We start from the raw sequence: 25,524 nt of genomic DNA, 5'->3' as shown, positions 1-25,524 counted from the left end.
AGATTGTTCACCATGGAGAAAAAACCGTTCATTTATTTTTTGTGCACTGGCAATTCTTGCAGAAGCCAAATCGCGGACGGGTTTTTAAGCACGTTAGGCGGCGACAAATATGAAGTCAAAAGCGCAGGTCTTGAAGCACACGGACTGAATCCGCGTGCGGTGCAAGTCATGCAAGAAGCTGGCGTAGATATTAGCAAAAACACCTCCGATGTGATCGATCCGGAACTTTTGAATCGCGCCGATTATGTCATTACCTTATGCGGCCACGCCGACGAGCATTGCCCTGTGATCTCCAACAAGAACGTAATGAAATGGCATTGGGGTTTTGATGATCCGGCAAAAGCAACCGGAACGGAAGACGAAATCATGAACCAGTTCCGCACCGTTCGCGATTCGATTAAGAGCCGGATTGAACAATTCGTCAAAGAAGGGAAATGAGGTGGTGACGATGATCAAACGAATGCATGTTGCTTTAAACTGCACGGAGCTGAACAAGTCTTTGGAGTTCTATCGCGCTTTTTTTGGGGCAGAACCGAGTACTACGCCAAATTCGAGTTAGAAGAACCGGCGCTTCATTTTTCGCTCAATGTACGCCCCTTCGAACAAAAGGGTGTTCTGAACCACTTGGGATTTCAAGTGAATAATACGGAAGAAGTGCTGGCCATGGGGGAGAGGCTTCGTCAAAGCGGACTGCTGCTGATTGACGAGATGAATACCACATGCTGCTATGCGGTACAGGATAAAGTTTGGGTATATGATCCGGACGGCAACGCTTGGGAGATTTTCTACACAAAAGAAGATTCCGAATTCGAATCCGCCGGAGAAGCCAGGGATTTGTCCTTGTGCTGCGCACCGCCAGCAGCCCCGGTTCCGATTGAGTTTGGATCGTTTAAAAAAGGAGTATAGTCTATGGCGTCTGAAAAAACCTACCATGCTTTGATTCCGGATAAAATTTTCATGGGCGCGGCAACTGATGTGGAATCGATGGTGAAAAATGAAGGTATCGACGTGATCGTGGATCTGCGCGGCGAAGCGACGGAATGCGCCTATCCAGCAGCTAATGCGAAATGGATTCAAATTCCGTTAGGGGATCATGCTGTTGTGCCGCAAGAAAAAGCGTTCGAGCAAGCGATCCGGCCGTCACCGAAGCTTATCACCGAAACAAGAAAGTGGCTTTTCATTGTGGCGGAGGAAAAGGACGGACCGGTACGGTAGCCGCTGGCACCTTACTTGCCTTGGGATTAAGCGATACGCTTGACGAAGCCGAGGCCAAGGCGAAGAGCATTCGCAACATCATTGATATTACGCCATCACAGAGAGAATCTTTGCATAAGTTATATCCCGGTAAATAAGCAAGCAGGAGACCACTCAGCCGAGTGGTTTTCTTTTTGTGTGATTAATAACATTTGTAATTTGCAAATAAACATTGTATAACTAAAACATGAGGTGAATCACAGTGGAAAATGTTCGCGAACTATTTCAGATCATGACACGCCGTTTTGGGTTTCTCAATAAACATTGCTGTTCCGCCGGTGGCTGCGATATTTCCTTAGTGCAAAGCCATATTCTTTACGAGATCGATCATCAGCATCAACCGTCCATTCAGCAGGTAGCCGAGGCGTTAGGGACCGATATTACAACCTTTAGCCGACAAATCCAATGGTTAATTAAAATGAATTTGGTCAAAAAATCGCCCGATCCGGAGGACCGCAGGGTGTATGTGCTTTCGCTCACGACAGAAGGGAAGTACGTGGCCACGACGATTGACCAGCAAATGAACGCTTATTTAGCTGAAGTTTTCTCTCACATGAACGAATTTGAAAAAGAAACGGTCATTCGCTCCATTAAGCTTTTGAATGAAGCGATGTCGAAATCCAGCCTATGCTGTTCCACCCCCATCGGGTGATTTCTTTTCTCTCATACTTGCAATTTGCAAATAATTTGGAGGATGTTTGATATGAATGAGGCACTTGAGACAATTGTCATTGGAGGGGGGCAGGCGGGTCTTGCATCCGGCTATCATCTTCAGAAGAAAGGACTTCGGTTTCTGATTTTGGACGCGGGCGACGAGGCGGGGGGCTCGTGGCCGCGTTATTACGATAGTCTCAAACTGTTCTCTCCGGCACGTTTCTCGTCGATGCCAGGCATGAAGTTCCCCGGCGATCCGAATGGCTATCCCAAGCGTGATGAAGTCATTCGTTATTTACAGGATTATCAGGCAAAATTCCAATTGCCGGTTCGGATCAATCAGCGCGTAGCATCGGTCGAAAGGGATGGAGAAGGGTTTACGGTCCGTACGATGGTAGGGGATACGTTTCGGGCGCGCACCATCATTAATGCGACCGGCTCCTTTCACAATCCCTATACGCCAGTTGTGCTGGGGAAGGAGGCGTTTCAAGGCCGCACACTTCATTCCTCCGAATACCGGAATCCGGAGCCATTTCGCAATCAACGCGTAGTGGTGGTCGGGCGTGGCAATTCTGCCGTACAGATCGGTGTTGAGCTGGCCGAGGTTAGCAAGACGTCTTTAGCGGTACTCCGGCCGGTCCAATTTATGAAATCGAGGCTGTTGGGTCAGGATGTGCATTTTTGGATCAAACTGATTGGGTTTGACACCTTTCCATTTTGGCGGTTCGGGAAAACCGCGCCGAGTTCAAGTGCGGTGAACGATTCGGGCGGGTACAAAGAAAAAGTAGCGGCAGGAAAACCGGATGAACAACCGATGTTTACATCCTTTTATGAGGATGGCGTCATTTGGCCGAACGGGACAAAAGAGCCGGTTGATACGGTGATCTTTGCGACAGGCTACCGGCCGCATCTTCCCTACCTTCAAGCGATTGGCGCGCTGGATGCGGAAGGAAGGCCGTTACATCAAGCAGGCATAAGCGACGTTCCGGGGCTTTATTATGTGGGGCTGGAAGCACAGCGTTCCTTTGCTTCTGCTACCTTAAGGGGGGTGGGGCCGGACGCGCAGTTTGTTGTGAAAAAGCTTTTGCATCATCTTAAACACTGAATGCTTACATTTTTTGATAAAAGGATGGGACCGACTTGAACCTCAATTGGTTTGCTGCGGAAATGCTCATGAAACAACGCCAAAGGGAAATCGAACGATCTGCTAGAAAAGCGTGGAAATGGTCAGACGCTATACAAAAGCAATCGGTCCGATTCCTTAACCGATGGCCAATCATTCGTGCAACACCAACGGCTTGCTGCGCTGCGAGCTGCTGTTGATTGTATAAAAAACTAAGGAGTGATCTTTCATGAATCAAGTGAATAATGATCAAATTCGTCAAAACGTTCGGAATCGGTATAAAGAAATCGCCTTACAGGACGTAGGGGCGGGGTCCTGTTGTACGCCAGCGCCAGCCAATGATTGCTGTGGTTCGGCTGCGGATGTTTCCGCTAAAATGGGCTACTCGTCAGAAGAATTAACAGCCGTTCCGGAAGGGGCGAATCTGGGCCTCTGCTGTGGCAATCCGCAAGCCATTGCCGCTTTGCAACCGGGAGAAGTCGTGCTGGACCTGGGCAGCGGCGGCGGGTTTGATTGCTTTCTTGCCTCCCGTCAGGTGGGCGCTTCCGGCCGCGTCATTGGTGTGGATATGACACCGGAAATGGTCAGCCGCGCCCGCGAAAATGCCAGCAAAAGCGGATTTACCAATACGGAATTTCGGCTAGGCGAGATCGAGCATCTGCCGGTTCAGGACCACTCGGTTGACGTGATTATTTCAAACTGTGTCATTAATCTGTCCCCATCGAAGCAGCAGGTTTTTGACGAGGCGTTCCGTGTGCTGCGTAACGGCGGCAGACTGGCCATATCGGATGTCGTGGCAACAGCCGATTTTCCGGATGAAATCAAGCAGGATATCGACCGTATCTATTCAGGGTGCATTTCAGGAGCTTCTTCCATCGTCGAACTGGAGGCCATGCTTGCGCAAAGCTGGTTTACCCAAATTGAGATCGAACCTAAAGACGAATCCCGGACGTTCATCAAGGATTGGATTCCTGGCGCAAATGTCGAACAATACCTGGTATCCGCCGCGATACGTGCCATCAAGCCTTGAGCCATGACGGGCCGAGCTGTTGCAGCTCGTGTTGAGTCGAGCATGTTACGGTATTAAATAATAAGGCGTTGCCGGTTAGCTGGCAGCGCCTTGCGGGTTATACCCTATTTTATTTCGCATCCCGATTAAAGGAAATTATTCGAAGCGTTGGTTGCCCATCAATATGTTTGGTTTCGTACAGCGGCGGTGAGCAGCGCGGCTCGATGAATTGGTTGCCCACGATCTACGTCACCGGATCAGCAATCGAAGTTAAAAATAGCCTTAGCAATAAGGGGATGAGAACGATGGTGAGAGTAAGGGAACTGTTAACTCCAGAGGAACGGCTGCAATATTTGCAAATACCGCCTGATCACGGCGAATGGGAATTGGGCAATTATTTTATATTTATTCAGCATGACCTTGAGATCATCCAGCAGCGACGAAGAGATTATAATCGTCTTGGCTTTGCCATGCAGCTGTGTGTACTTCACTATCTCAGCTGGACGCTTTCTGACGTAAAAGAAGTGCTAGTTCAAGTTCTTCGTTATATTGGAAAGCAAATCAATATCGGTTCGCGTTACGAACCTCATTCCTTCCGCCGCTTTAATGATCCCTGCATCGGTTCTCCTCCGGAAGCGCCGGTTCGATCGACGTGCGGGCACCGGCCAGCTGCAGAGGAAACTGTGGCCCGTTCCCGGTTCTCCTCTGGAAGCGCTAGTTCAATCGACGCGCAGGCACCGGCCAGCTGCAGAGGAAACTGCGGCCCGCTCCCGGTTCTCCGCCGGAAGGGCTGGTTCAATCGGCGCGTAGGTACCGGGCCAGCTGCAGAGGAAACTTCGGCCGCTTCTTGGTCCTCCTTCAGAAGTGCCGGTTCAATCAGCGCGTGGCACCGGGCCAGATGCAGGGTAAACTGCGGCCCACTCTCGGTTCTTCTCTAGAAGTGCCTGTTCGATCAACGCGTTAGAAGAACGTTCCCCAGGAAAAAAACTCCGTCAAGCAGTGCAAGAATGCAAGGATGGAGTGGTTGAGCGCCGCCGAATAGGGCTTATCTTAATGCTTAGAAGACGCCTTCGTACTAATTGTGAGATGATAGGAGAGGCATGTACTAGAGATAGGAAATTGGAATATTCACAAACAGACTTTTCGTCGTGCTTCGTTTGTCCTATAATTGAGTATATAAATTAATTAATTGATAGCGTAGGGCGCTTTATTATCCGAAAACGGGTAAATTGTGCCCTTTTTTCATTGTGGAGGTGTTATAATGGGTATAATTACCAATGCATCCAGGTTGCATGAACGATTATTGACCGTTCATACACGAGACCGGGAATGGATTCAAGGGAATGCAATTTTTGAATGCATTGCACTTCGTGATTCGCGAGAGGGGGGGAGCATTAGTACCGCCGAGCATTCAGTTCTGGTAGCCTATGTTTCATATTTCATTGCGCAACAATACTTCTCCAGTCAAAGTGTGGTTGATCGATACTTCTTGTCCGGTTTGCTGCACGACGTAGGCAAATTGAGTATGGAAGATCGAATTCTAAAGTCATCTGAAAGAATTAGTCCAGACGATAAAGCTTTATTGCCGGCCCACGTATCTCATGGAGTCAAAATGCTAAAGCAGCTTGGATTCGGAGAAGATGTGGTTAACTATTGCTTGTACCATCATGAAAGATTAGATGGTGCCGGATATCCGAATGGAATTAGGGGCGATGAGGTACCATTGATCGGGCGAATAGCCGCCGTTGCAGACGTATTTGGGGCAATGTGCTTCCCCCGAAAATATCGACCCGAAAGCGTTGCGGTACCAAACATTTTTGCTTACCTTCGAGATGCAGCAGAAAGCTATGATCAAGAAGTAGTTTCTGTTTTAGAACTTGTGTCCAGGCAATGGCTGGCTGACACAAGCGAATTATCGAATCCTAAACTCGGTAGAGTTGGTAAAGGAGCTGTTTGATTTGATCGGACCCGATATGGCATATAATGGCGTCAGCGATAATCCAATAGATGCGATCGTTGTTGTCATGCTTACCATTATAGTGCTCACTGTCTATATTCTTATTGAAAAACGGAACAGGAAAAAAAGCAGAACGGTTAAGGATGAGAACAAAGATGAAGTAGAGGAACAAAAATTAACTTTTAAAAAGAGGAAATAATCAGGAGCAGGGAGCAGCCGTTTATTTCCTCTTTTTTGCTTTTTAAAGGGCTTCAGAAAGTTTTGTTTGAAAATGAATGGGGCGGCCAGGCGGAGGACGGATCGGTGGAAGAAAAATGGCGTATTCATGATTTGAGCTGTGAGTAGATGCATGTCGAGTTCTTCTCAACGTGCCAATATATCATGACGCCGCGGCGTGGTACCGGATGTGCCACTCTGTCATGAGATTCTGATCCCATGCTCCGATTATTTTTGAATCGGAGGCGCAGACATTTGTACCTTCGCCTTATATTTCTTGCATTCTTACTTTAAAGATGGCACTGGGTGAATGAAATACGCCAAGTTGATGATCGCGGAAAGCATACGACCACCCATCGTGAACTTATTGTACTTCCTAATGGAGGAATTGTTATCGATACTCCTGGAATGTGTGAATTGCAGCTTTGGGGAATGGATGAAGGATTGAGCAATACTTTTGAGGATATTGAAACACTCGCGGTAGACTGCTTCTATAAAGACTGTCAACATAGAAAAGAGCCCGGTTGTGCGATTAAAGGCGGCTGTAGAGAGCGGGATATTCAACTCCAAACGATTATACGGTTATCACTTATGGTTAATGAACTTTCTCGCCTTTTATATAAGGTACAGGGTGCCATTCCTTACACTACATTCTTTTTAGCAAGATAGGCGAGCCTCTATTGAGGCCCGACACTGACGGGCTTTTTTTGGGAGGGTTAGTTTGGGAAAAAATAGGAGTATGGTGCCATGGACTACTGTAGAGTATTGATATATTATATGTTTAAGTGATAATCACCTATATTTTGTATTTTATGATGGTTGGTTTACATACTTTAGGGTGAATACTAAAATTAGGAGGTGATATTTAAATACTTTAACACGTGGAGAAGATTTAATAATTTTTGGAGGTGCTTTTATGAAAATTAAGAAGTTCGCTTCAATGGCAGCAATATCGTGTGTATTAGCTGTTTCGGTTGTGATGAGTTCAGCTTCCGCGGATACTTTGTCTGACCCTAAAAGTATCAAATTTCGAGAAGAGGCTGGTTTTTCTGTTACTCCGGCTGCTCTTGAACAAGCGAAAAAAGAAAGTGAGAATAATAAATCAAAGCAGTTGTATGGCGTTGAATTAACAGAAGCTGAAGCACAAGAGCTGTTTGATAGACAAAGGGTGCCTTCAGAAATTGGGAATAAGCATAAGCAAATGGACTCCTTTGCTGGACAATACATCGATACAAAGACAGGTATTCTGCATATTGGTTTCACTAATCACGATCCAAATATCCAGGCGCAGATTCTTTCGCCTCTTTCCGAAAAAGATAAAGAAAGAGTTAAGTTTTTTACTGCTAAGTACACAAAGAAGGAACTTGAAGACAGAGAAATTCCTCTTAAAGATTTTATGAAAACCGTTAGTCCAGAGGAATTCAAAGCGTTTGGTCTAGTTTCTTCTGGTTTCGATCCCAAATATAATAAAATTCGAATAGTGGTTTCCGAAAAGACCTCGGGAGAAAAGATACAAAAAATAAAAGAAATCATTGGTGAAGATTATGCTCTCATTGAAGTCGATGGGGAGCCATATCAACCAATGGCGCGAACAGATAGATTTCGTCCTCTTATCGCTGGAGTAAAAATTGAAAAAGATACTGCTTTTGGGAATATCCCTTGTACTTCTGGATTTGCAGTGGAGAAAAGCGGAACCAATGGTTTCATAACAGCAGGACATTGCTTTAATACCAGTCAATATGTATGGCAACCTGAAGTACAAGCTTTCAGTACAACAAATCGAACCGCTAAACCTACGGCTTGGTCCGGGGAAACTACAACAGCAGATGCTGCCTTTATCCCTTATGATGACGTGGATGCATTGATTTGGGAAAACGATCCGGTGAAGGGAGAGTTAACCAGCGTTAACAATATAGACATTGGTAATTATATTGCATACGAAGGAATTATTAATAATCTCCAATCCGGACCGATCACTTGTGTTAGTTGTACAACATGGACTGATACTTCTTATTTCGATAATCAAATACAAGCGAACATGAAAATTTCTGGCGGTGACAGTGGCGGACCAGCTTTTGTAACACCTAACTGGACAACTATTAATGCAGCAGGCTTGGCAACCCACGGTTCTACTACCTCGACTGGTATATCTGCTATTTGGAATATCAAATCACAATTAGGTTTGACTAAGGTTCTCACCAAACCTTAAATTTGGACATGCATCGGAGTATTACATAAGAAGCACGAAGAGTCTACTTGGGGAACCAAGCGGACTCTTTTTTATGTACGCCCAGCGTGGGCGTCATCTATGAGTCTCAATTACAAGGCAAAATCCAAAGCTGCCAAGGGCTGCAGCCGTAAACTTGGGCAAGTGCGGGCTGAAAGATGACGTTCTTATCTGGGGAGGCTAGCGGAACACGCGAAGTGATTTCGTAACCAGGCCCGGAAGGCTCTGCTGAATCCCGCAGGAGTCAACAGAGAAGTAGTGCGCTAGATGTTTGCAATAGCTTGCAGAAGAAGGTCCGAACCGAAAGGAGAGAGGAAACCGACGCGTTCGAACGAAGAGCAAAGACAGCAGAAAATCTCGAAAGAGAGATCGGGCTAACAAGCGCAAAATGTATAACGGAGGAGATCCCGGCGTGGACAGTAGAATGGTAGTAGGGCTGCAAGCTTACCTGAAAACACACTGGGTTAGTTACGGCTGAAGTCGAACTTCTCAAGGGAACGCGAGCGGCCCAGGCAAATTGTTCTAACAGTGGGTGGCAACGAAAATCAGGGTCAGGTGGACCCGGGCGCACCTTTTTCGTGACCGGCCGGGAGAGGCATGTCAGCTCCGCTCGCAAAGGCGAGTTGCCTTATCCGAGGTAATACACCAGCTAAGCTGACACGACCCGCAAAGTAAATGGATAGTAATGGAATGAAGAATATGAACCGCTTGGCAAAGGTTGAGCGGTTCATATTCTTCATCACGTTTTCATGCGATTACCTCACGAATATAGCCGCGTGTTAATTTGATAGTCTCCAGGTCAAAATCTCTTCTGATGATGTATTCCACAAAATAATGGTCGATCGGTAGACGCGGAAGTTCTGACTCGTGATAGGTGCGTGTTGTGTGCGGAGATGAAACTGAGGAACGGAAAATAATCTTATAGAAGAGGAAATAACCGAGAAGCTGGTTATTTCCTCTTTTTCGCTTTTTCAAGGGCCATAGCAAGTCTGGTTTGATAATGAATAGGGAGGCTGCTGGCCACCGGTTCGAGCTTCCTCATAAAAGCATCTGGGAGACAATCAGAACAATAAACCATCCTTTGAATATGGAAGTTCGGTATCTTCTTTAAAACGCTGTAATCTTCATTTGTCAGAAATTTCCCGCAATTCGGTCCGATGCATCTACGGTCAACTTTCTCGTGAGGAGGAGGTGGGGGCTTACTTCCTTCCGGCGCGGACGCGGATCGTAAATGAGCGAGAGCTGGATTTTTGCCCCAATCATCGTTATACTGCGACAGGTCCCGCCATCCCATTTCCCACGTATCAAGTGCTTCTATAAAGGCTGCGTTCTTAGCGCGGTCTTCTGCGTTGCTCACTCCTTGAGATGTGATATCCGCAATGGCAGATCCCTCTCGAAAGTAAGGCCCGATGTAAACACGTACGACCGCCTTCACGTATGAATGTGGGATATTAATCTCAATTTCACGGATCTCTTTGCTCCATTTACCTTCTAATACTCGCTCCAATCGATCCGTATAGACCTGATTCGGAATGTAGGCACGATTATTGTCATTTCGAAATTTGACAGTGCCGGCTTCAAACGATTCCTTCAGCTTTTCTATTCTCTGGCTGTATTGTTCATCATCCAAAAGTATCCCTCCCAACGTATTTTAATAATACTGTAATCGGAGTTTATTGTGGAAAAGGGCGTATAGTTGATGCTACCACCATACAATCCAATTTACGCATTAATAAACCGAAGAGCCAGTCAAAAAAACAAAGTGGACATCTAATCCTGAATTCATTTTAAATTCATTTTGCTATATTGCGAAATGTAATCCTCGAACAGTTTGTACACTTGCTGCGCCAATTTTACACGCGGGGGTAAATCCCGGAGCATGTTTATGAAATAGTTCAATCCGGACTCGCTAATTTCATAATACCGGTTGTACCGCTCATCATCTGGCCAGTGACGGATTACGTGACCTTCTGCAGCCATTTTCTGAAGACGTCGCGAAAGATAGGCCTTTGAAACGCCTACGTTTTCCAACGTTTTGACTATACTCTGTTCTAATTCGCTCTGGTACCTGCGGCCGTGCTGGAGCTCCGATAAAACGAAGAAGTCAATCACCTGCTGAACCTTGACGACTTGGCCGAGTGACTCTTCTTTTCGAACTACCTCTTCACTTTGAATTCTTTTCGAAACTTTGCTTTCATCCACAATTTGGACCTCCTGGTTCGATGTCATTCAGTGTGGTACCCACTCCATAAGCTGAGAATCTGGCTGTTCACAACAAATAGTACCTATCATCCTTGAACGCTCTACGTTTCCCCGTGCAGCTACTGCAATAGCTATGCTGGGAGCTAAGTTCAGCCGGCAGCGCCATGTTCATCGTTTTTGAAATGCACGATCGATGTTGGCCATCGGTTAGGGAAATGTGATTACAAGTCAAATTCCGATGTGCACGTATGGGAGGCGTCCCGTTTTTTCGCATGAGCATAAGCATATTCCGGCAATAATGTATGGAGTTTTCACTGCCTAGATGCATATCTTCTGTTTTCGCATATTGTTCGAATTCGTTCTCCGAGAGCATTAGGGAACATACTCCGGTACGTTGCTTGAAACAGTCAAATTCATCGATACCGAGATCGAATACTTCCTTGGTAGCATCGAGAATGACTTGTTCCGGTCTCGTATACTCGTCTAGCGAATTCAGCATCGAAACGGTTTCCTCAATCGATTTTTGATGGTCCACAAATTCCGATACTGCCAAAATGGCCTTTGCATAACGGATTGGCCGAACCTCCAGAGCGATTTTATCTATAACTTGATTGAAGTACGCCCAAGGTTTGACATAATCGATTGTCGCTCCATCTAAAGTCGGATTTCATCCGCAAGCTCTCGAAGGATATTCAAAGGCGTGGCCCACTTATTTGGATTAAAAGAATCAAGCAACGCCTCAATTACAACCCCCACGGCACGGCAATATCTGAAAGTTAGCTCGACATGATCGAGATCCTCGGGATCAAACGGAAGAATCCGTCTGCTATCCGCCTGCTTATATACTAATATTGGTTTTCGCTGAAAGTTAATATGATCGTTCCGATGGACAATAAAGTAGATGTGATCATACTTGGTTCCCGCGGCAGCCTTACTCCAACCGTATTTCTTGTACGAGTGTTCGAACGACCGAATATAAGCTTTAGCAGTTCGCGGGAAACGAAATTCCTTGATTTCTCGACCATGTACAGGATCGTAAAGAAGAACCTGGGCGCGGCCGCGCTGAAAATAGTGCTTGAACCCCTTCATAGTTCAACTCCTAATTTAGGGCATCAAACGCACCCGAACGAGAATATACGTTCCTCTATTACCATTATATCTCTTAATATGTTTACTTACAACATGATCTTTAAAGATATGTTCGCTTGTATACCTTCGGTTTCGCTATCACCTGCAACATCTCAGCAATTATGCTACGAATTTATATAATCCGATCAACCCCATCTATTCTCTGTACCTAGACTCGTACATAGTCACTATCAAGTAATTAAAAACCTAAACACGTTTCTATTTTTTGGTTTCTTATGCACTTAGTTTCTAAATCCATACTCTACTTCTTTACACGCATCAAGAACCTAGATTCCGATCGGGAGGGGGGGCGGCGCGCGATGCGCGAAAACCGGGGATTAGGGGAAAACAAATTGGGCTGGAAATATTTGGACATAGCGTTCGTAACATTCGCCATTGAAACTAGGTGCGCGGGAATGGTGCAGGCATGCGGCGGTACTCCTGGATGCCGACGGACTACCAAACGGAAAAGATCGCTTAGACGGCGGTTTGTAGCAGGTTTCGTTTTTTCGAGAGAAGTGGGACTGTCGGCGTTCAGGCTGGCCTAGTGTCTACAAGCGAACATATCGCTAGTGAACATTAGGAGGCGATGAACTACTAGTCGGTTCTAACTTGCATAGGTCAGCAGGGAGAGGAAACATCCGCAGAGTTACTAGAGCACCTTTACAAGTTAAGATTTAAAGACTTGTCTGAGTTCAGGGAACACGATGGCGCCTTCTGCTATCAATACCTTATGAATTTCGGGTCATCTCCCCAAGCTGGCTCCGAAACCTGATACTGTACCGGTTAGAAAAAAACTTCGCGGGCTCTCTCGATAGGACAGCATATGTCGTACCAGCAAGATATGCTTGTAGAAGTCCGGGGTAAACGATTTGGACTGAGCAGTACACGCGGTACCCTGAAGGCAACTGGGTTCGTTCCACCTAGCAGTTGGGAGGCGGACAATTTTTCAGCCATGGCTGCCAGTATGTCGAATTGATGCTTGTGGATTATCATCATACGGGCTAATCCAAACACAACTTAGGCCTCCACGAGTCCAAGTCCTTTCCATGTGCCGGGGGTTCCCGCCGTAATGCATACGTATCCTGAGTAGCCGCCTCCCGACATGGACGAGATTTTTATTTTGTTATTCGATAATGTTATGTAAGAACGTACAAAGTTTTTTTGTCCGTCGACATAAACATAGGTACATTAACATACCCGTAAGGATGCGCGGGTACAGCAGGAGCTCCGCTACGAATTCACGCACAGTGAGAGCGAAACTCGATTTTGCAGAGCTCGGCTCCCGGACACAGATACCCGCAGTCGGATACGAACCGTTCGAGCATGCGCTTCGGGCGGGAGAGCCTTTCGAAATCAAGACGTTCCAATGGTCGAATCAGGGCGGCCTGTGGTAAACGGTACTGCTGGAACACTGTTAGAAAGCGCACTTTGACCGGGCGCGGAAGGAACTAGGAGTCATGTTTGCATGTTTTTTGAAATGGGCATGGAAATTTTCAGCGAATGGATAACCGACATTTGAAGCGATATCTTTAACGGAAAGCTCCGTATTTTTTAGCAAGTCCATCGCTACCTTCATTCGGGTGCACAACAGCTTCTGCCGGAACGACATGCCGTATAGATCGTGCAGGATGCGGTTGAGCTGGCGTTGGCTGACATACAGCCGGCTGGCCAGATCGCTCTCCCGCAAAGGGCGGCTGAAATGCTCCGAAAAAAAGCAATCGATAATGCCGATCCTGCTGTCGGCCGTAGGTTGACTCGATAGCTCGCGGCGAGGCGCGGACCGGATTCGGGGCGAAGAGCGTATGACTTCCAGAATTAGCTGGGCGAACAGGCTTTGCAGCTTGGCATAATAGCCAACGGGCCGGCTTTGGAACTCTTCCTTTGCCGCTACAATCCATGCTTCGATTTCCCGACTGCTCTCAGCTATGAAGAACGGGATATTCGCCAAGGCGTATAGCAGTTCATTGGTCTCGACAGTCGGATAATCGGGCTTGGGGATAGATAAGAGGTCGTAGCGGAAAGTAAAGCACGATTTGTGCACTGCTTCCCACGGCTCCGCTCGCTTTTGGGAATGGTACATGCCCGGAGGAATAAGGCAGAAGCTGCCGCCCTGTATGGCGAAATCGCCATTTTCCGTGCACAGCGCGACGGTTCCTTTATGAACGAACTGTACTTCGTACGAGGCGTGGTTATGGTTTAATACAGGTACATCGCTGTTGGTGTTAAAAAATCCGGAATCGAGAAAAACGTGAAGCCGTATCGTGCCCAGTTCCGCCTTGAGTTCGAATTGTTCCGGGAATACCAGACTCCCCTCGTGCTCGTCAGGCATGAGGTTGTTCATGAAATCACCCCTGACCGTACATCCGTTTTGGATTTGCCCAAAGTTTATCATCTTTCTCATAGGTCGTAAAGGCGGTACGGCTATTCTTTTCAGTCGTCATTTGAATAAAAGCGTCTGTGCGGATCATTGTCAGGAGGATTGGCAGAGACTCCTTTAATTCGAGTCACCAGGGAGCCGTTTATAGGGCGGGAAGACCGCATGATTACCGGTCAGATCGAAATTGAAAGCAGAGACGAAGCCGTATGACCGATGGTGGCGGCAAAAGGTGAATGCTAAAGGTATGGCAGCCCTAGGCAGGACATTGAGTTTCCTCACCATTTTGTCGAAATAACGCCGCGCTGTGCAGTTTGACGGCTGAGCATCGATTGATCCTTGCCGATGCGGAACGCACTATCCGGAATTTGTGGTAGTGGAACCGATTTATCCGATTGGTTTTATCGTGCGACCCACTTTACACAGCAAGGTCGCGACACAATATTTCAATGTTTGAGGGATTTTTTGTTGTTGAACGGACGAGATTCGAGCATAGAAGGCTGAGTGTGAAACCTTTGAATCCAACAAAGCGGGGTTCAAAGGTCTTTGGTTTTTACTGCCGGCAATAACGGTCGGGCTATGCTTTTCGGTCATCATTCGAGTAAAAGCGTCCATGCTGATCATTGTTCGGTCAGGATGATCCGTCTTACAATAGCTACATACACCAAGAGAACTGGGAAGTATGGAACGAGGTACCCAAGTAAGCAAGGGGGTCAAAGATGAACCTATCACACTTCAAGGCAAACCCAGTTGGGAGGTCGCCGGTCACCATCGGCTCACGCATCGAAATGTTTATCGACGATTGGCTGATCGAACGGATGTGCGGGACTCGGTTGAAGCTGAACCGGCCGGAGCGGAAGGAAGTCGTACTCGTTCTCGATCAACCGTGGGAAGGTCCCCTATGCACTTATTTTACAGTGCTGCAGGACGGGAGCATAGTCCGCCTGTACTATCGCGGATACATCCCGCCGGAAGCATCGGACGTGAGCGATGACCAACGGGTCTGTTACACCGAAAGCGAAGACGGCATTCATTTTGTGCGGCCGGAGTTGGGATTATGCGAATTTCAAGGCTCCAGCCACAACAACATCCTGTTCGAGGGGGCGCTCGCTCACAATTTCACCCCGTTCCTCGATCGCTCGCCTTGTGCGGAAGCCGACGAAATCTACAAAGGCATTGGCGGAACGGGTACGGCGGACCCGAGCCAAAACGACGGAACGCTATATGGCTTGATCTCATCAGACGGCATCCGCTGGAAGCAGATGAAAGTCCCGTTGAACATGCCGAGCGGCGGATTCGATTCGCAGAATGTCGTGTTCTGGGATGCATATACCGGCGTTTATCGCTGCTATAACCGTTACTTCGACAGCGGCAAGTATCGCGCGATCCAGAGCTGCTCATCGGATAATTTCATCGATTGGGGCGAGCAGCGGCCGAACCGGTATGCCGAGGACGTACCGATGGAGCAGTTTTATACGAACGCAACAATTCCTTGTCCCGGCGCAGAGCACCTTTACTTGGCTTTTCCGAAACGATTCGTTCCGGAACGGAAAAAAATTGCGGAGCATCCGTACGGCGGCGTCAGCGATACCTGCTTCATGACAAGCAGGGACGGCGTACACTGGAACCGCACGTTTATGGAAGCTTGGCTTCGGCCCGGAATAGACGACCGCAACTGGACCGAAAGAAGCAATATGGTAGCATACGGATGCATTGAGACAAGCCCTGAAGAGTTTTCGTTCTATGTCAGCGAGCATTACAGGTGGGATGACAATCGATTGCGTCGACTGGCTGTGCCAAGCACGGATTCGCATCCGTATCGGCCGGGTATGAGCCGGGAGAAATGACGACCCGCCCCATCGTACTGGAAGGAGATCGGTTGCTGCTGAATTACTCGACTGCCGCTGCCGGATCGATCCAGGTGGAAGTGCAGGATCAATTCGGACAACTGATCGAAGGACTGGCGCTGAACGATATGGAAGCGCTTTACGGAGACAATTTGGCGGAAGCCGTACAATGGCGGACGACTGCCGATCTATCCGCTTGGCGGGGGCAAACCGTTCGTTTTCGCTTCGTGCTTCGAGATGCCGATCTGTTCGCCATGCAGATAGCGGGCGCTTCTTAAGAACTTTGCAAGCGGGACATGCGGAGTGTACTAACGATGTTGGAAACAACAAACTAGGAGGATGTTTCGATGAGGAAATACAGCAGCACAGTTGCTTCGATCGCGGCGATCGCATTGCTTTCGGCTTGCGGCGGCGGCGGCGAAAGCAATGCGAAGGGACCCTTAAAGGAAGTCGACAAAACGACGCAGGAACCGGCGGAAATTATCGTTTATACAATGGCCGGCGGTTCGGCAGAAGATTTCAACAGAGATTATGGAGACTCTTTTCACAAAAAATATCCAAACTATACGCTCAAGTTCATTACGGATATGACGGGAAATAACTTCGAAAAGCTCGATAGGCTGGCCGCGAACGGAACACAAGTTGATCTCGTCTTTGCGACGACCGGATGGCTTGAGAAGCAGCTGTTTCAATACGGCTATGCCTATGATATGACGGAGCTTGCCAAAAAAAATAAAGTCGATTTGGACCGATTTAATCCTTCATACAGCGACATACTGGGAGGAAAAGCGTTTGGGGGCGGGATCTACTATTTTCCGATGCAAGCCAATCTGCCTCTTCTCTATTACAATAAAGCGCTTTTTGATAAATTCGGCGTTCCGTATCCGAAGGACGGCATGAGCTGGGACGAGTTTTATGACATGTCCCGCCGAATGACCCGCAATGATGGAGGCGTGCAGTATTCGGGCTATATTCCGTCGACCAATTACTTGTTTCGCGGAAACCCCGTTTCGATACCGATATTGAAGCCGGGCACAACAACACCTACGATCAATAGCGACGATAGATGGAAGCTGTTTTTCCAAAAGCTGATCGCCGATGCCGCCAATTCGGTCGATCCGGGCTACTACAAGGGACGCAACGACTTCAACGAGTTTTTCCAGGGCACTAACGCTGTAGTCACGCTGGTCTCCGGCAACATGATCAGTTCCCGGACGCAGCTTGAGCCTATGAGCTTCGATGTCATTTCTATGCCGACGTTGAAGGAAAATCCCGGCATCGGCCCGCAGCCGATTACGACAGGGATCGCTGTGACGAAGATGGCTAAAAACAAAGACGCGGCGATGGAAGCGTTGAAGCATATCGTCTCGAACGACGTACAGAGTGAGTTAACCAAGCGCGGGATCGTTCCTGTCGTAAAAAACGTTGATGTACAGAAGCTCCTGGGAACGGAAAATTATTTTAAAGATAAAAACTGGAGTGCGGTGTTCTACAACAAGTGGGCGAGCTTTACATATACCGGAGCTATGGCCGTTGATCTGAACGGGATCTACACCAATTACGGCAACGCGGTGCTGCTGGGCACTTCGGACATCAACACAGCATTGCGTCAGGCAGAAGAAGAAGCTCTAAAAAAAGTCGAGGAGCTCAAAACAATGATCGTGGTGCCCAATACCTACTAGCCAAAGTACGGACAGCCCGTCATGATCGTATGTACGGTAAGGAAAATCAAGGAGGCTGTAAAAAGAAATGAAGCAGAATTGGACCTTTAACGAGTTCGACCAACAGGCGGCGAATGAACTCCTAACTTGGCTGCCAGGCAAAATATTGGACATCCATGCGCATATATACCGTCTTGCCGATCTCCATGCGACCGGACAAAGCCTATGGACGGAAGGCCCGGAGGAAACGTCGATCCGGAGCTGGAGGCGACATCTATCCGCCTATATGGGGGAACATCGTTTAATGGGCGGGCTTTTTTTTCCGGTCCCTATGGTCGGCTCCGACGAGCGCAGACAAAACGATTATGTGATCGAGCAATTGGAGCGGGAGCCGTCCAGCAGGGGCTTGGTTCTCGTGAAGCCGGATGATCGGGAGGAGCAGCTCGTTTCTTATTTCGATCATCCACAAATTTCCGGAATTAAAATTTATCACTTGTACAGCAATGAAACGCCTACTTGGCAATCATCGATTAAAGGGTTTTGTCCGGAGTGGATATGGGAGATAGCGAATGAACGCGGCTTGGTCATTATGCTGCACTTGGTGCGGGATAAAGCCGTTGCCGATCCGGATAACGTAGAGGAAATCCGCGATTTGTGCACGCGTTATCCGAACGTCAAGCTCGTGCTGGCCCACGCCGCGCGATGCTTTCATGCTCCGAATGCCGAGAAGGGGATCGGCAAGCTGAGAGGACTGGATAACGTATGGTTTGACACATCGGCGATCTGCGAACCGGAAGCGTTTAAGGTCATTTTGCAGCAGTTTGGCCCCCGCAGACTGATGTGGGGAAGCGATTTTCCGGTATCGGAGATGCGCGGCAAAGCGGTTACGGTCGGGGATGGTTTCATCTGGCTGGAACCGGGACTGTGCGATTGGAACAACACGGCCCACCTGGGTCATCCGGTTCTCGTAGGCATCGAATCGCTGCGGGCACTACGGCGCGCTGCCGAAGATTTCGGATTAAATGAGGAAGACTTGAACGATATATTTTACAACAACGCAGCCGGTCTGCTCGGGTTGGAGCAACCAGCCGCAGATCAAACGCAGCAGCTATACCGTCATGCCAAGAAGCGTATCCCCGGCGGAGTGCAGCTGCTGAGCAAACGGCCGGAAAATATGGCTCCTGACAAATGGCCGGCCTATTTCCGGGAAGCGAGAGGCTGTGAAGTATGGGATCTGGACGGAAAGCATTATTACGATATGTCCACGAACGCCGTCGGGTCCTGCCTGCTGGGCTATCGCGACGATGATGTGACTAAGGCGGTCATACGCAGGGTAAATCTCGGAAGCATGTGCTCGTTGAACGCTCCGGAAGAAGTGGAGCTTTCGGACATGCTCTGTGCCATTCACCCTTGGGCCGAACATGTCCGGCTTACGAGGGGCGGCGGGGATTCGTGCGCGGTTGCCGTCCGAATAGCGCGTGCGACAACGGATCGTTCCATCGTAGCCATTTGCGGGTATCACGGATGGCACGACTGGTACTTAGCTGCTAATTTAGGCGAGAACGATGCTCTACGCGGTCACTTGCTTTCCGGTCTGAATCCGCTTGGCGTCCCCCGCGAATTGCGCGGAACGACGGTTGCCTTCCCCTATAATGATAGGGAGGCATTGCAAAACGTCGTTGACCGTTACGGCGACCGGTTGGCCGCAGTGATCATGGAGCCGTGCCGGAATGGGGACCCGGAGCCCGGGTTTCTGGAATATGTCCGTTCGGTCACGCGAAGCTGCGGGGCACTACTTATTTTCGACGAAATTACGATCGGCTGGAGGCTGCATTATGGAGGAGCGCATCTGAAGCTCGGCGTGACGCCTGATATCGCCGTATTTGCCAAAGCGATGGGCAACGGGCATCCGATTGGTGCCGTGATCGGTACGGCCGATGCGATGCAGGGCGTTCATAAATCTTTCATCAGCAGCACGTACTGGACGGAAAGCGTCGGTCCCGCTGCGGCTCTAGCCACTATCCGCAAACTGGGCAGAGTTGATGCCCAGGTGCACGTCACGCGAATCGGAAGTCTGGTCATGGACAGCTGGCGCCGCCACGGAGCTCGTCACGGGCTGCCCGTTACGACAGAAGGGGCATACCCTTGCCTCGCTCACTTTGGCTTCCTGCATCCGGAGGCGAACAAACTGCGAACTTTGTATACGTCCATGATGCTGGATCGCGGTTTCCTGGCCGGAAACTCCATCTACCCGACGCTCGCCCATGACGAGCTTGTCGTCCAGCGATACGATTCAGCGATTGATGAAGTGTTCGGGGGATTGGCCGACGCTTTGAAGAAAGGGGAGGTGGACGATCGGTTAGATGGAATAGTTGCATTAAGCGGATTTCAAAGACTGATTTAAAACATAAGGAAGTGGAGGATGAACCTATGTTGGAAGAAGGGAAAATGAGCAGACGCCGGTTGCTGGCGTCTCTGTCGGCAGCGGGAGCTGTTACTTTGCTGGGAGCTTCGGCAATTGCAAGCAGCAATGACCGCCATTCGGTTACAAACTCTGTGTATGGACCGGAAGATACGCCTGTATGTTGTCACGCTACATCGATTGCGGAATTGCGGGTGCACACGAGCCCTGATCCGGCCTGTATGTACTACGTGATGGACCGCGGAAAAGAAGGGCCGTTTTATTATGACCCTACGGATACCGTGTCGTTGGATAATACCGGTACTGTAGTCGTTTCGATAAGCGGCGCCCGGTTTAAGCGCATATGCGAGGACGGTTTGAGTGTGACCTGGTTCGGCGCCGTCGGGGATGGCGCGACAGATTGTACAGCGGCGTTTCAAGCCGCGATCGATGCCATAGGCGCCACGCCGAGCAGGACAGTGCGCATTCCGGCGGGCGTTTACCGGATAACGCAGCAACTCGAACTGAACTGGGATCAAAGCGTTCCCGTCGGCGAGCATCGACAATCGCTTTCGATCCTCGGGACGGGCAAAGAAGCGACGGAAATCGTCAGTGAAATTACCGGAGGAGGGTATGTTTTCAACCAGGACATGACCGAGCAGCAGGCTGCCAAATACCGGTTCGCTGTGGGGCTGAAGCTTCATGGATTCAAAATCAGAGGTACCGGCAGCGCCTGCGGTGGAATTCGTTCGATCGGGGCTGTCAATCTCACATTGTCGCATCTTGCGGTTATCGGGATGCAAGGACACGGTTTCTATGTGCCGCATCGCGCGGATTTGGAAGCTCCGCTCGGAAATTTCGGGGCCGGTCCAGACGCCTACGCCAATGCGTACGTCTCGATTGAACACTGCTTGTTCCAAGCATGCGGCGGTTGGGGGCTCATGATCGAGCCCTGGAGCTCGGCTTCCATCATCGAGCATTGTCAGTTTGCGGATAACGGAACGGGCGGCCTCCGGTTGGCCAATGCCGTAAACAGAATTTTGCGTTGCAGCATTTCAGTAAACGGCGGCAGCAGCACAGAAGGCGGGATATTGATCGAATACAACACCGATGACGGACAAACGCCGCACTACAACATGATCGACGGATGCGAAATCGATACCAACTATAATTACGGGGTCTGCCTCCGGGGCGTATTCGCCAATCGGATTACGAATTGCCGATTTATCGACAGAGAGAATTCGCTCACCCATCAATACTATGGTTCAGCCGCCATCGTAATTGGCGGACATGCAACCCGCGATACGTTTGGAAATTTCGTTGATGTCATCAATGTAAGGGTGTCCCAGCATACGTCCAGTCCTGCATACACGATTGTCAAGTTCGAAGGTCGAGCATACGAGAACAGCATAACCGGCATGCGTTACGACCTTGGTACCAACACGAGCATTGCTTTGGTGGCAAATGTAGGGACGGCCAATCTTCGCAATGTCGTGAAGGATTATGGGGGCAAAGATTTGTGGGAGGATCGGCCCTTCAGTAAAAACCGGGCGGCGCTCGCCAGATTGAATCCGTCCGAGCCCGCGGCTCCAACTGTCTCTAGCGGTGTAGAAACGGATGTCATATTCGGTCTGGAACTGCAGGATTATTTTAATGCATTTGATCCGGCGACCGGTACTTTTAGCTGCGGCAATGTCAGCGGTATTTATTTGGTCCAAGGGTTTATCCACGTCAATGGGTTAAGCAGTGCCACTCACGTGCAGATTCGGTTAAAGCAGCGGATTGGAAGCGGCTCCTATTCAACGGCACAGCAGTTGAATGTGCCGGTGTCGGCGTCCGGGTCTTCACCGGTGATGGTGCCGATCCAGTTCATTATGAGCGCTCTCCAAAATTATCAGTATAAAATTACACTTCAGCATCAAAACACAGGCTCTTTGACCATCGAGAAGGATTCGGGACTAAGCGCCATCAGCTTTGTGAAGATCGGTTGATTCGAAAATGATATCTATTCGATTGATTTAAATCAAATAGGGGGGATTTGCTTGAAACATCGTATTAAAATCGGCTTTGTGATTCCGGTAGTTTTGGTATTCGCTTTTTGACGGCATGTAGTGGAAACAGAGGCGGAACGGGGAACAACGGTGATGGAAGCGTTGCGAACCCCCACCCCCCGAAGAACCGTCAGAAGTTATTTTTTATACAGATTATGGTACGCCCGAGTAGCAACTTCGGAGACACATTACGCAAGCTTAAAGGCAGTTGTACTAATCGGCTCATTGGCTAAGTAAGCGTAAAATAGTCCCCACCTGGCCAGCAGACGGGGACTCGGATAAGCTATTTTGTAGTGTTAAACACGCGGCAAGTTATGGGAAGCGAGGAAGACCAGGGAAGGAGAGCATCCAGCGCCTCTTGATCTTTTAGATCAGGTAGCTGAGGCAGCTTCTCCAGCAGATAGGTCAGATAGTAAAACGGATACAACCGGTTCTCTTTGGCCGTCTCCACGAGGCTGTAGATCGTCGCGCTCGCCTGAGCACCTCGCGGCGTGTTGGCGAACAGCCAATTCTTCCGGCCAATCACGAACGGCTTGATGGCGCGCTCGCTTCGGTTGTTGTCGATCTCTAGCCGTCCGTCCAAGAGATAAGTGTTCAGCCGCTCCCATTGGTTCAGGCAGTAGGTAATGGCCGCTCCGGTCAGACTTTTGGGTAACACCCGGCCTTGTTGTTCCTGAAGCCACGCCAAACAAGCATCCAGCACAGGGCGGCTTTGCTCCTGACGGATGGCGAAGCGTTTTTCCGGCGGCTGCCCCTCGGCCTGTCGCTCGATCGCGTAGAGGCGGTTGCAGAAGTCCAGTCCCTGCTGCGCCACCGTGCCCGTGAACGGGACGTTCTTCGGCAGCGCCTGAACGGCATCAAAAAACTTGCGCCGGGCGTGCGCCCAACAGCCCACCCGTGTCACGCCGGCAACCTGGTCGTAGCTGTCGTATCCGTCCGTGTGCAGGTAACCCGTGAAGCCCCCCAAAAAGCGCTTCGGATGTTCGCCCGCCCGCGTCGGCCGGTACTCGTACAGGACGATCGCTGGGCTCCACGGTCCGGTTCGGTATAGCCACAGGTACGATTTCTGCTCCGCCGTCCGTCCGGGCTCCCGAAGCACCTGCAGCGTCGTTTCGTCGGCGTAGGCAATGTCCTGCCGCAGCAGGTGTGCCTTCATCCGCTCATATACGTGGGTGAGCCACTGGGCGCCGTGACGGCAACCGTAGACGTAGCGAACATGTTCCACAACCTTTACTTCGGCCGGAATCACCTTGAGCTCGCGTCGCACTTCGGTGCTCATCTCGTGCAGTGCTCCCCCGCAGCAGGCGCACGTTTGCTCTTCTACCGGCACACGGTACTCGACACGCTCAGTACGCAGCCCTTCGAGCTTCACCTCGCGCTGACCCCTGCGCTTCTTGCGCGTGAAGTTCTCCAGCGTCGGCTCTTCCTGGGCGGGGTCTGCCTCGGCCTCTGCTTCATTGAACAGCAGCAGTTGGTCCGGAGGCGTCTGTTCGCTGGAGGAGGAGAAACGCCGGCGCTGCGCCAGTTGGAATTGTTCTTCATACCAGCGCAGCTTCGCTTTCAACTCTGCGTTTTCATGGGCCAGCTTGAACAGTTGTTCTTCAGTTGTCGGGGGGAGGTTCGTTTGGTTTTCCATATTCACAAGATTCGACATGGCGTGGGCAAAATTCCTGCCGGGAAATGAGGGCAAGACACCGAAAAAAAATTCGGCTACATGACGGCCTCGACCCGCACCGGCGGATGCGCCTTGCGCTGCTCCAGCGCCAGGCCGTCCAGCAGCCAGCGTAACTCGCGGCTGGAAACGGTGACCGTTCCTTCACGGCCGGTCGGCCACTGAAACGTGCCGCGCTCCAGCCGCCGATACAACAGCCAGAAGCCGTTATGATCCCAGAGCAGCATCTTGAGCTTGTCGCGCTGGCGATTGCAAAACACAAAGAGGCTGGGCGCGAACGGATCCAAGCCGAAGCCCTCCTGCACGAGAGCGGCGAGGGCGTCGATGGACTTGCGCAAATCCGTGGGTCCGCAGGCCAAATAGACGTGCTGGGGGTTCGGGAGCGTCAGCACGGCACCGCCTCCGCCAGCGCATGCACGACTTCGCGAAGCAACCGGGGATCGAAACCGGCGTAAAGGTCAATCTGTGCCGGACCGACGCGAAGGACAAGAGACGCACGTTTTCCCTGCTCGGCTACGGTCAGCGGTACAAATCGTGTCGCCGGGGCTGGCGTGGAGGAGCCGGTCGAGTCGGAAGGCGTGCGCGTTTTGGATTTGTAGAGCCAGTATTTCATTTGGTGAACCGTACAGTCGTGGGCCGCGCACCAAGCTTTCAGGGTCAGACCGCTGGCCCGGTACTTGGCGATGCGTGCAGCCCATTGCTGTCGAAGTTGTTCATTTGCCGTCATGGGGCAACCTCCTTACGTTCTCGGTTACCTCATTTTCTCATGGGATTCAATCCGCTTGAAGGTGGGGACAGTTTGACGCTTACATCGATAAACGTCCAATTGAAGCCCGAACCATCGACGCAACTGTAAATACACTACTTTATGAATTGCTTTTATATGTCTGGGATGTGCAAGATGTGTATGTATTTATCAAAGATGAAGTGCTTCGTCGGTTCCTATCGATACCCGAAGGGAAGCCCTTTTTTTGTCGGCTTCAAATGGTCGATCAATGCCTTAATGAAAGTACGTTTACTGTGGCCAATGAGGAATTAGAGTCATTATTAAAGGATATTTCATCATTCGTCCGTAAAAATGTACGCGCGGGAGGAAAGTGGATAAATATGGAGAAGTTATTCTTAAATTTATTTTAAACTTCATTAATAATGGGAGTGTTTATAGTGAGTACCGAAATTGAAATAATTACTATTCATCCAATCCATAAGCACGCTTTCTCTGTAATTGAACACCCAGAGGGGCAATATGAATACATTGGGGACGCTTTAGGTTGCGATTGTATGATTGAGAGATTTGTTGACGGATTCATGAGAAAGTACAAAAATGATGGAAGGGATAACGAAGACTGGTATGGTTGGGATGCCGAGGTTCTCGCTCCATTTGATTGTATGGTTGAAGCCATCCACATCAATCCAATCACAAACAAAATAGGAGAGATTAATCCATCAAGGGCAAGTAGCATAACGTTTTTCAGGAATGATGGTGTGAGGGTTTTTTATGGACATGTAAAGGATGTAAATGTAGTTGTGGGCGATTCTGTAAAGGCAGGAGATATAGTCGCCAAAGTTGGGAACAACGGCTATTCAAGGTGTCCACACATTCATATAGGCGCATGGATAGAAAAAACACCACTTCAGATAAGATTTGATTTAAGTGCATTGGGAAAATACTTTAAGCAATTAGGAGATAAAGGATATCATTTTTGATAGCTGGTAGATACTCCGCACTAAACTAAACCGAGGGA

General features: G+C 49.4%; 24 protein-coding genes and 3 pseudogenes. 19 read left to right on the top strand and 8 right to left on the bottom strand.

The window, feature by feature from the left end; all coding sequences use genetic code 11:
- Nucleotides 1-12 precede the first annotated feature (12 nt).
- The 10 genes and pseudogenes from arsC to PV433_RS18525 all read left to right on the top strand — a co-directional run bounded on the left by arsC (nt 13) and on the right by PV433_RS18525 (nt 6,196).
- A complete protein-coding gene (gene arsC, locus PV433_RS18565) occupies nt 13-438 on the top strand; it encodes an arsenate reductase (thioredoxin) (protein ID WP_332073554.1) in 426 nt (141 codons plus the stop codon).
- A gap of 10 nt (nt 439-448) precedes the next feature.
- A pseudogene (locus PV433_RS18560) lies at nt 449-906 on the top strand (ArsI/CadI family heavy metal resistance metalloenzyme).
- 3 nt (nt 907-909) lie between these two features.
- On the top strand, nt 910-1,215 hold the full coding sequence (locus PV433_RS18555) for a hypothetical protein (RefSeq protein WP_332073553.1): 306 nt from the start codon (nt 910-912) through the stop codon (nt 1,213-1,215).
- Nucleotides 1,170-1,352 (top strand): protein-tyrosine phosphatase family protein, encoded by a 183-nt coding sequence (locus PV433_RS34170; RefSeq protein WP_442951547.1) that lies wholly within the window; start codon nt 1,170-1,172, stop codon nt 1,350-1,352. Before PV433_RS18555 ends, PV433_RS34170 begins: the two co-directional genes overlap by 46 nt.
- Nucleotides 1,353-1,456: 104 nt before the next feature.
- A complete protein-coding gene (locus tag PV433_RS18550; protein WP_332073552.1) occupies nt 1,457-1,906 on the top strand; it encodes a MarR family winged helix-turn-helix transcriptional regulator in 450 nt (149 codons plus the stop codon).
- Nucleotides 1,907-1,957: 51 nt separating this feature from the next.
- The gene (locus tag PV433_RS18545; protein ID WP_332073551.1) at nt 1,958-3,013 is read left to right on the top strand and encodes a flavin-containing monooxygenase; all 1,056 of its coding nucleotides are present in this window, start codon (nt 1,958-1,960) and stop codon (nt 3,011-3,013) included.
- A gap of 247 nt (nt 3,014-3,260) precedes the next feature.
- The gene (locus tag PV433_RS18540) at nt 3,261-4,061 is read left to right on the top strand and encodes an arsenite methyltransferase (RefSeq protein WP_332073550.1); all 801 of its coding nucleotides are present in this window, start codon (nt 3,261-3,263) and stop codon (nt 4,059-4,061) included.
- Between the two features lie 284 nt (nt 4,062-4,345).
- Nucleotides 4,346-4,651: pseudogene (locus PV433_RS34165) on the top strand (DUF4158 domain-containing protein); the annotation flags it as partial.
- Nucleotides 4,652-5,301: 650 nt separating this feature from the next.
- Nucleotides 5,302-5,997 (top strand): HD-GYP domain-containing protein, encoded by a 696-nt coding sequence (locus PV433_RS18530; protein ID WP_332073548.1) that lies wholly within the window; start codon nt 5,302-5,304, stop codon nt 5,995-5,997.
- A 1-nt stretch (nt 5,998) separates the two neighbouring features.
- Complete coding sequence (locus tag PV433_RS18525) at nt 5,999-6,196, top strand: hypothetical protein (RefSeq protein ID WP_332073547.1); 198 nt, start codon at nt 5,999-6,001, stop codon at nt 6,194-6,196.
- A 127-nt stretch (nt 6,197-6,323) separates the two neighbouring features.
- Here PV433_RS18525 and PV433_RS18520 read toward each other — a convergent pair.
- Nucleotides 6,324-6,481, bottom strand: a pseudogene (locus PV433_RS18520) (Tn3 family transposase); the annotation flags it as partial.
- 38 nt (nt 6,482-6,519) lie between these two features.
- Here PV433_RS18520 and rsgA point away from each other — a divergent pair.
- On the top strand, nt 6,520-6,882 hold the full coding sequence (rsgA, locus tag PV433_RS18515; protein ID WP_332073546.1) for a GTPase RsgA: 363 nt from the start codon (nt 6,520-6,522) through the stop codon (nt 6,880-6,882).
- Nucleotides 6,883-7,129: 247 nt separating this feature from the next.
- Nucleotides 7,130-8,422: a trypsin-like peptidase domain-containing protein gene (locus tag PV433_RS18510; protein ID WP_332073545.1), complete on the top strand. Its 1,293-nt coding sequence runs from the start codon at nt 7,130-7,132 to the stop codon at nt 8,420-8,422.
- Nucleotides 8,423-9,389: 967 nt separating this feature from the next.
- Here PV433_RS18510 and PV433_RS18505 read toward each other — a convergent pair.
- From PV433_RS18505 to PV433_RS18495, 3 genes are all read right to left on the bottom strand, one after another.
- Entirely contained in the window at nt 9,390-10,070 is a 681-nt protein-coding gene (locus PV433_RS18505) for a hypothetical protein (protein ID WP_332073544.1), read from the bottom strand.
- Between the two features lie 152 nt (nt 10,071-10,222).
- Nucleotides 10,223-10,642, bottom strand: coding sequence for a PadR family transcriptional regulator (locus tag PV433_RS18500; protein WP_332073543.1), 420 nt, complete (start codon nt 10,640-10,642; stop codon nt 10,223-10,225).
- A 654-nt stretch (nt 10,643-11,296) separates the two neighbouring features.
- The gene (locus PV433_RS18495; protein WP_332073542.1) at nt 11,297-11,731 is read right to left on the bottom strand and encodes a hypothetical protein; all 435 of its coding nucleotides are present in this window, start codon (nt 11,729-11,731) and stop codon (nt 11,297-11,299) included.
- Between the two features lie 1,289 nt (nt 11,732-13,020).
- Here PV433_RS18495 and PV433_RS18490 point away from each other — a divergent pair.
- The gene (locus PV433_RS18490) at nt 13,021-13,167 is read left to right on the top strand and encodes a hypothetical protein (protein ID WP_332073541.1); all 147 of its coding nucleotides are present in this window, start codon (nt 13,021-13,023) and stop codon (nt 13,165-13,167) included.
- Nucleotides 13,168-13,187: 20 nt separating this feature from the next.
- On the opposite strand, the gene PV433_RS18485 is transcribed toward PV433_RS18490, so the two are convergent.
- Nucleotides 13,188-14,114: an AraC family transcriptional regulator gene (locus PV433_RS18485; RefSeq protein ID WP_332073540.1), complete on the bottom strand. Its 927-nt coding sequence runs from the start codon at nt 14,112-14,114 to the stop codon at nt 13,188-13,190.
- 752 nt (nt 14,115-14,866) lie between these two features.
- Here PV433_RS18485 and PV433_RS18480 point away from each other — a divergent pair.
- The 5 genes from PV433_RS18480 (at nt 14,867) to PV433_RS18460 (ending at nt 22,047) form a co-directional block, all read left to right on the top strand.
- On the top strand, nt 14,867-15,994 hold the full coding sequence (locus tag PV433_RS18480) for a hypothetical protein (protein ID WP_332073539.1): 1,128 nt from the start codon (nt 14,867-14,869) through the stop codon (nt 15,992-15,994).
- On the top strand, nt 15,991-16,272 hold the full coding sequence (locus PV433_RS18475; protein ID WP_332073538.1) for a hypothetical protein: 282 nt from the start codon (nt 15,991-15,993) through the stop codon (nt 16,270-16,272). The genes PV433_RS18480 and PV433_RS18475 overlap by 4 nt, the downstream gene beginning before the upstream one ends.
- 69 nt (nt 16,273-16,341) lie before the next feature.
- Nucleotides 16,342-17,676 carry an ABC transporter substrate-binding protein gene (locus PV433_RS18470; protein ID WP_332073537.1) on the top strand — a complete coding sequence of 445 codons (1,335 nt, stop codon included), beginning with the start codon at nt 16,342-16,344 and terminating at the stop codon, nt 17,674-17,676.
- A 67-nt stretch (nt 17,677-17,743) separates the two neighbouring features.
- On the top strand, nt 17,744-20,059 hold the full coding sequence (locus PV433_RS18465; RefSeq protein WP_332073536.1) for an aminotransferase class III-fold pyridoxal phosphate-dependent enzyme: 2,316 nt from the start codon (nt 17,744-17,746) through the stop codon (nt 20,057-20,059).
- 26 nt (nt 20,060-20,085) lie between these two features.
- Nucleotides 20,086-22,047, top strand: coding sequence for a right-handed parallel beta-helix repeat-containing protein (locus PV433_RS18460; RefSeq protein WP_332073535.1), 1,962 nt, complete (start codon nt 20,086-20,088; stop codon nt 22,045-22,047).
- A 343-nt stretch (nt 22,048-22,390) separates the two neighbouring features.
- Here the strand turns inward: PV433_RS18460 and tnpC are convergent, their stop codons facing one another.
- The 3 genes from tnpC to tnpA all read right to left on the bottom strand — a co-directional run bounded on the left by tnpC (nt 22,391) and on the right by tnpA (nt 24,506).
- On the bottom strand, nt 22,391-23,743 hold the full coding sequence (tnpC, locus tag PV433_RS18455) for an IS66 family transposase (RefSeq protein WP_332073563.1): 1,353 nt from the start codon (nt 23,741-23,743) through the stop codon (nt 22,391-22,393).
- Between the two features lie 74 nt (nt 23,744-23,817).
- Nucleotides 23,818-24,171 carry an IS66 family insertion sequence element accessory protein TnpB gene (gene tnpB, locus PV433_RS18450; RefSeq protein WP_332073534.1) on the bottom strand — a complete coding sequence of 118 codons (354 nt, stop codon included), beginning with the start codon at nt 24,169-24,171 and terminating at the stop codon, nt 23,818-23,820.
- On the bottom strand, nt 24,165-24,506 hold the full coding sequence (gene tnpA, locus PV433_RS18445) for an IS66 family insertion sequence element accessory protein TnpA (RefSeq protein WP_332073533.1): 342 nt from the start codon (nt 24,504-24,506) through the stop codon (nt 24,165-24,167). Before tnpA ends, tnpB begins: the two co-directional genes overlap by 7 nt.
- 437 nt (nt 24,507-24,943) lie before the next feature.
- On the opposite strand from tnpA, the gene PV433_RS18440 reads away from it, so the two are divergent.
- Entirely contained in the window at nt 24,944-25,486 is a 543-nt protein-coding gene (locus PV433_RS18440; RefSeq protein WP_332073532.1) for a M23 family metallopeptidase, read from the top strand.
- Nucleotides 25,487-25,524 lie beyond the last annotated feature (38 nt).

Origin of the sequence: Paenibacillus sp. GYB004, assembly GCF_036577605.1 — a bacterium.
In the GTDB taxonomy this organism is placed as follows: Bacteria; Bacillota; Bacilli; order Paenibacillales; family NBRC-103111; genus Paenibacillus_AB; species Paenibacillus_AB oceani.
This window is presented reverse-complemented; position numbering and strand designations above follow the sequence as displayed.

Excerpts from the sequence above, each read along its gene's own strand:
- arsC (WP_332073554.1), top strand. The coding sequence starts at position 13 with ATGGAGAAAAAACCGTTCATTTATTTTTTGTGCACTGGCAATTCTTGC.
- PV433_RS18555 (WP_332073553.1), top strand. The coding sequence starts at position 910 with ATGGCGTCTGAAAAAACCTACCATGCTTTGATTCCGGATAAAATTTTC.
- PV433_RS18545 (WP_332073551.1), top strand. The coding sequence starts at position 1,958 with ATGAATGAGGCACTTGAGACAATTGTCATTGGAGGGGGGCAGGCGGGT.
- PV433_RS18540 (WP_332073550.1), top strand. The coding sequence starts at position 3,261 with ATGAATCAAGTGAATAATGATCAAATTCGTCAAAACGTTCGGAATCGG.
- PV433_RS18530 (WP_332073548.1), top strand. The coding sequence starts at position 5,302 with ATGGGTATAATTACCAATGCATCCAGGTTGCATGAACGATTATTGACC.
- PV433_RS18510 (WP_332073545.1), top strand. The coding sequence starts at position 7,130 with ATGAAAATTAAGAAGTTCGCTTCAATGGCAGCAATATCGTGTGTATTA.
- PV433_RS18495 (WP_332073542.1), bottom strand. The coding sequence starts at position 11,731 with ATGAAGGGGTTCAAGCACTATTTTCAGCGCGGCCGCGCCCAGGTTCTT.
- PV433_RS18485 (WP_332073540.1), bottom strand. The coding sequence starts at position 14,114 with ATGAACAACCTCATGCCTGACGAGCACGAGGGGAGTCTGGTATTCCCG.
- PV433_RS18480 (WP_332073539.1), top strand. The coding sequence starts at position 14,867 with ATGAACCTATCACACTTCAAGGCAAACCCAGTTGGGAGGTCGCCGGTC.
- PV433_RS18475 (WP_332073538.1), top strand. The coding sequence starts at position 15,991 with ATGACGACCCGCCCCATCGTACTGGAAGGAGATCGGTTGCTGCTGAAT.
- PV433_RS18470 (WP_332073537.1), top strand. The coding sequence starts at position 16,342 with ATGAGGAAATACAGCAGCACAGTTGCTTCGATCGCGGCGATCGCATTG.
- PV433_RS18465 (WP_332073536.1), top strand. The coding sequence starts at position 17,744 with ATGAAGCAGAATTGGACCTTTAACGAGTTCGACCAACAGGCGGCGAAT.
- PV433_RS18460 (WP_332073535.1), top strand. The coding sequence starts at position 20,086 with ATGTTGGAAGAAGGGAAAATGAGCAGACGCCGGTTGCTGGCGTCTCTG.
- tnpC (WP_332073563.1), bottom strand. The coding sequence starts at position 23,743 with ATGGAAAACCAAACGAACCTCCCCCCGACAACTGAAGAACAACTGTTC.
- tnpA (WP_332073533.1), bottom strand. The coding sequence starts at position 24,506 with ATGACGGCAAATGAACAACTTCGACAGCAATGGGCTGCACGCATCGCC.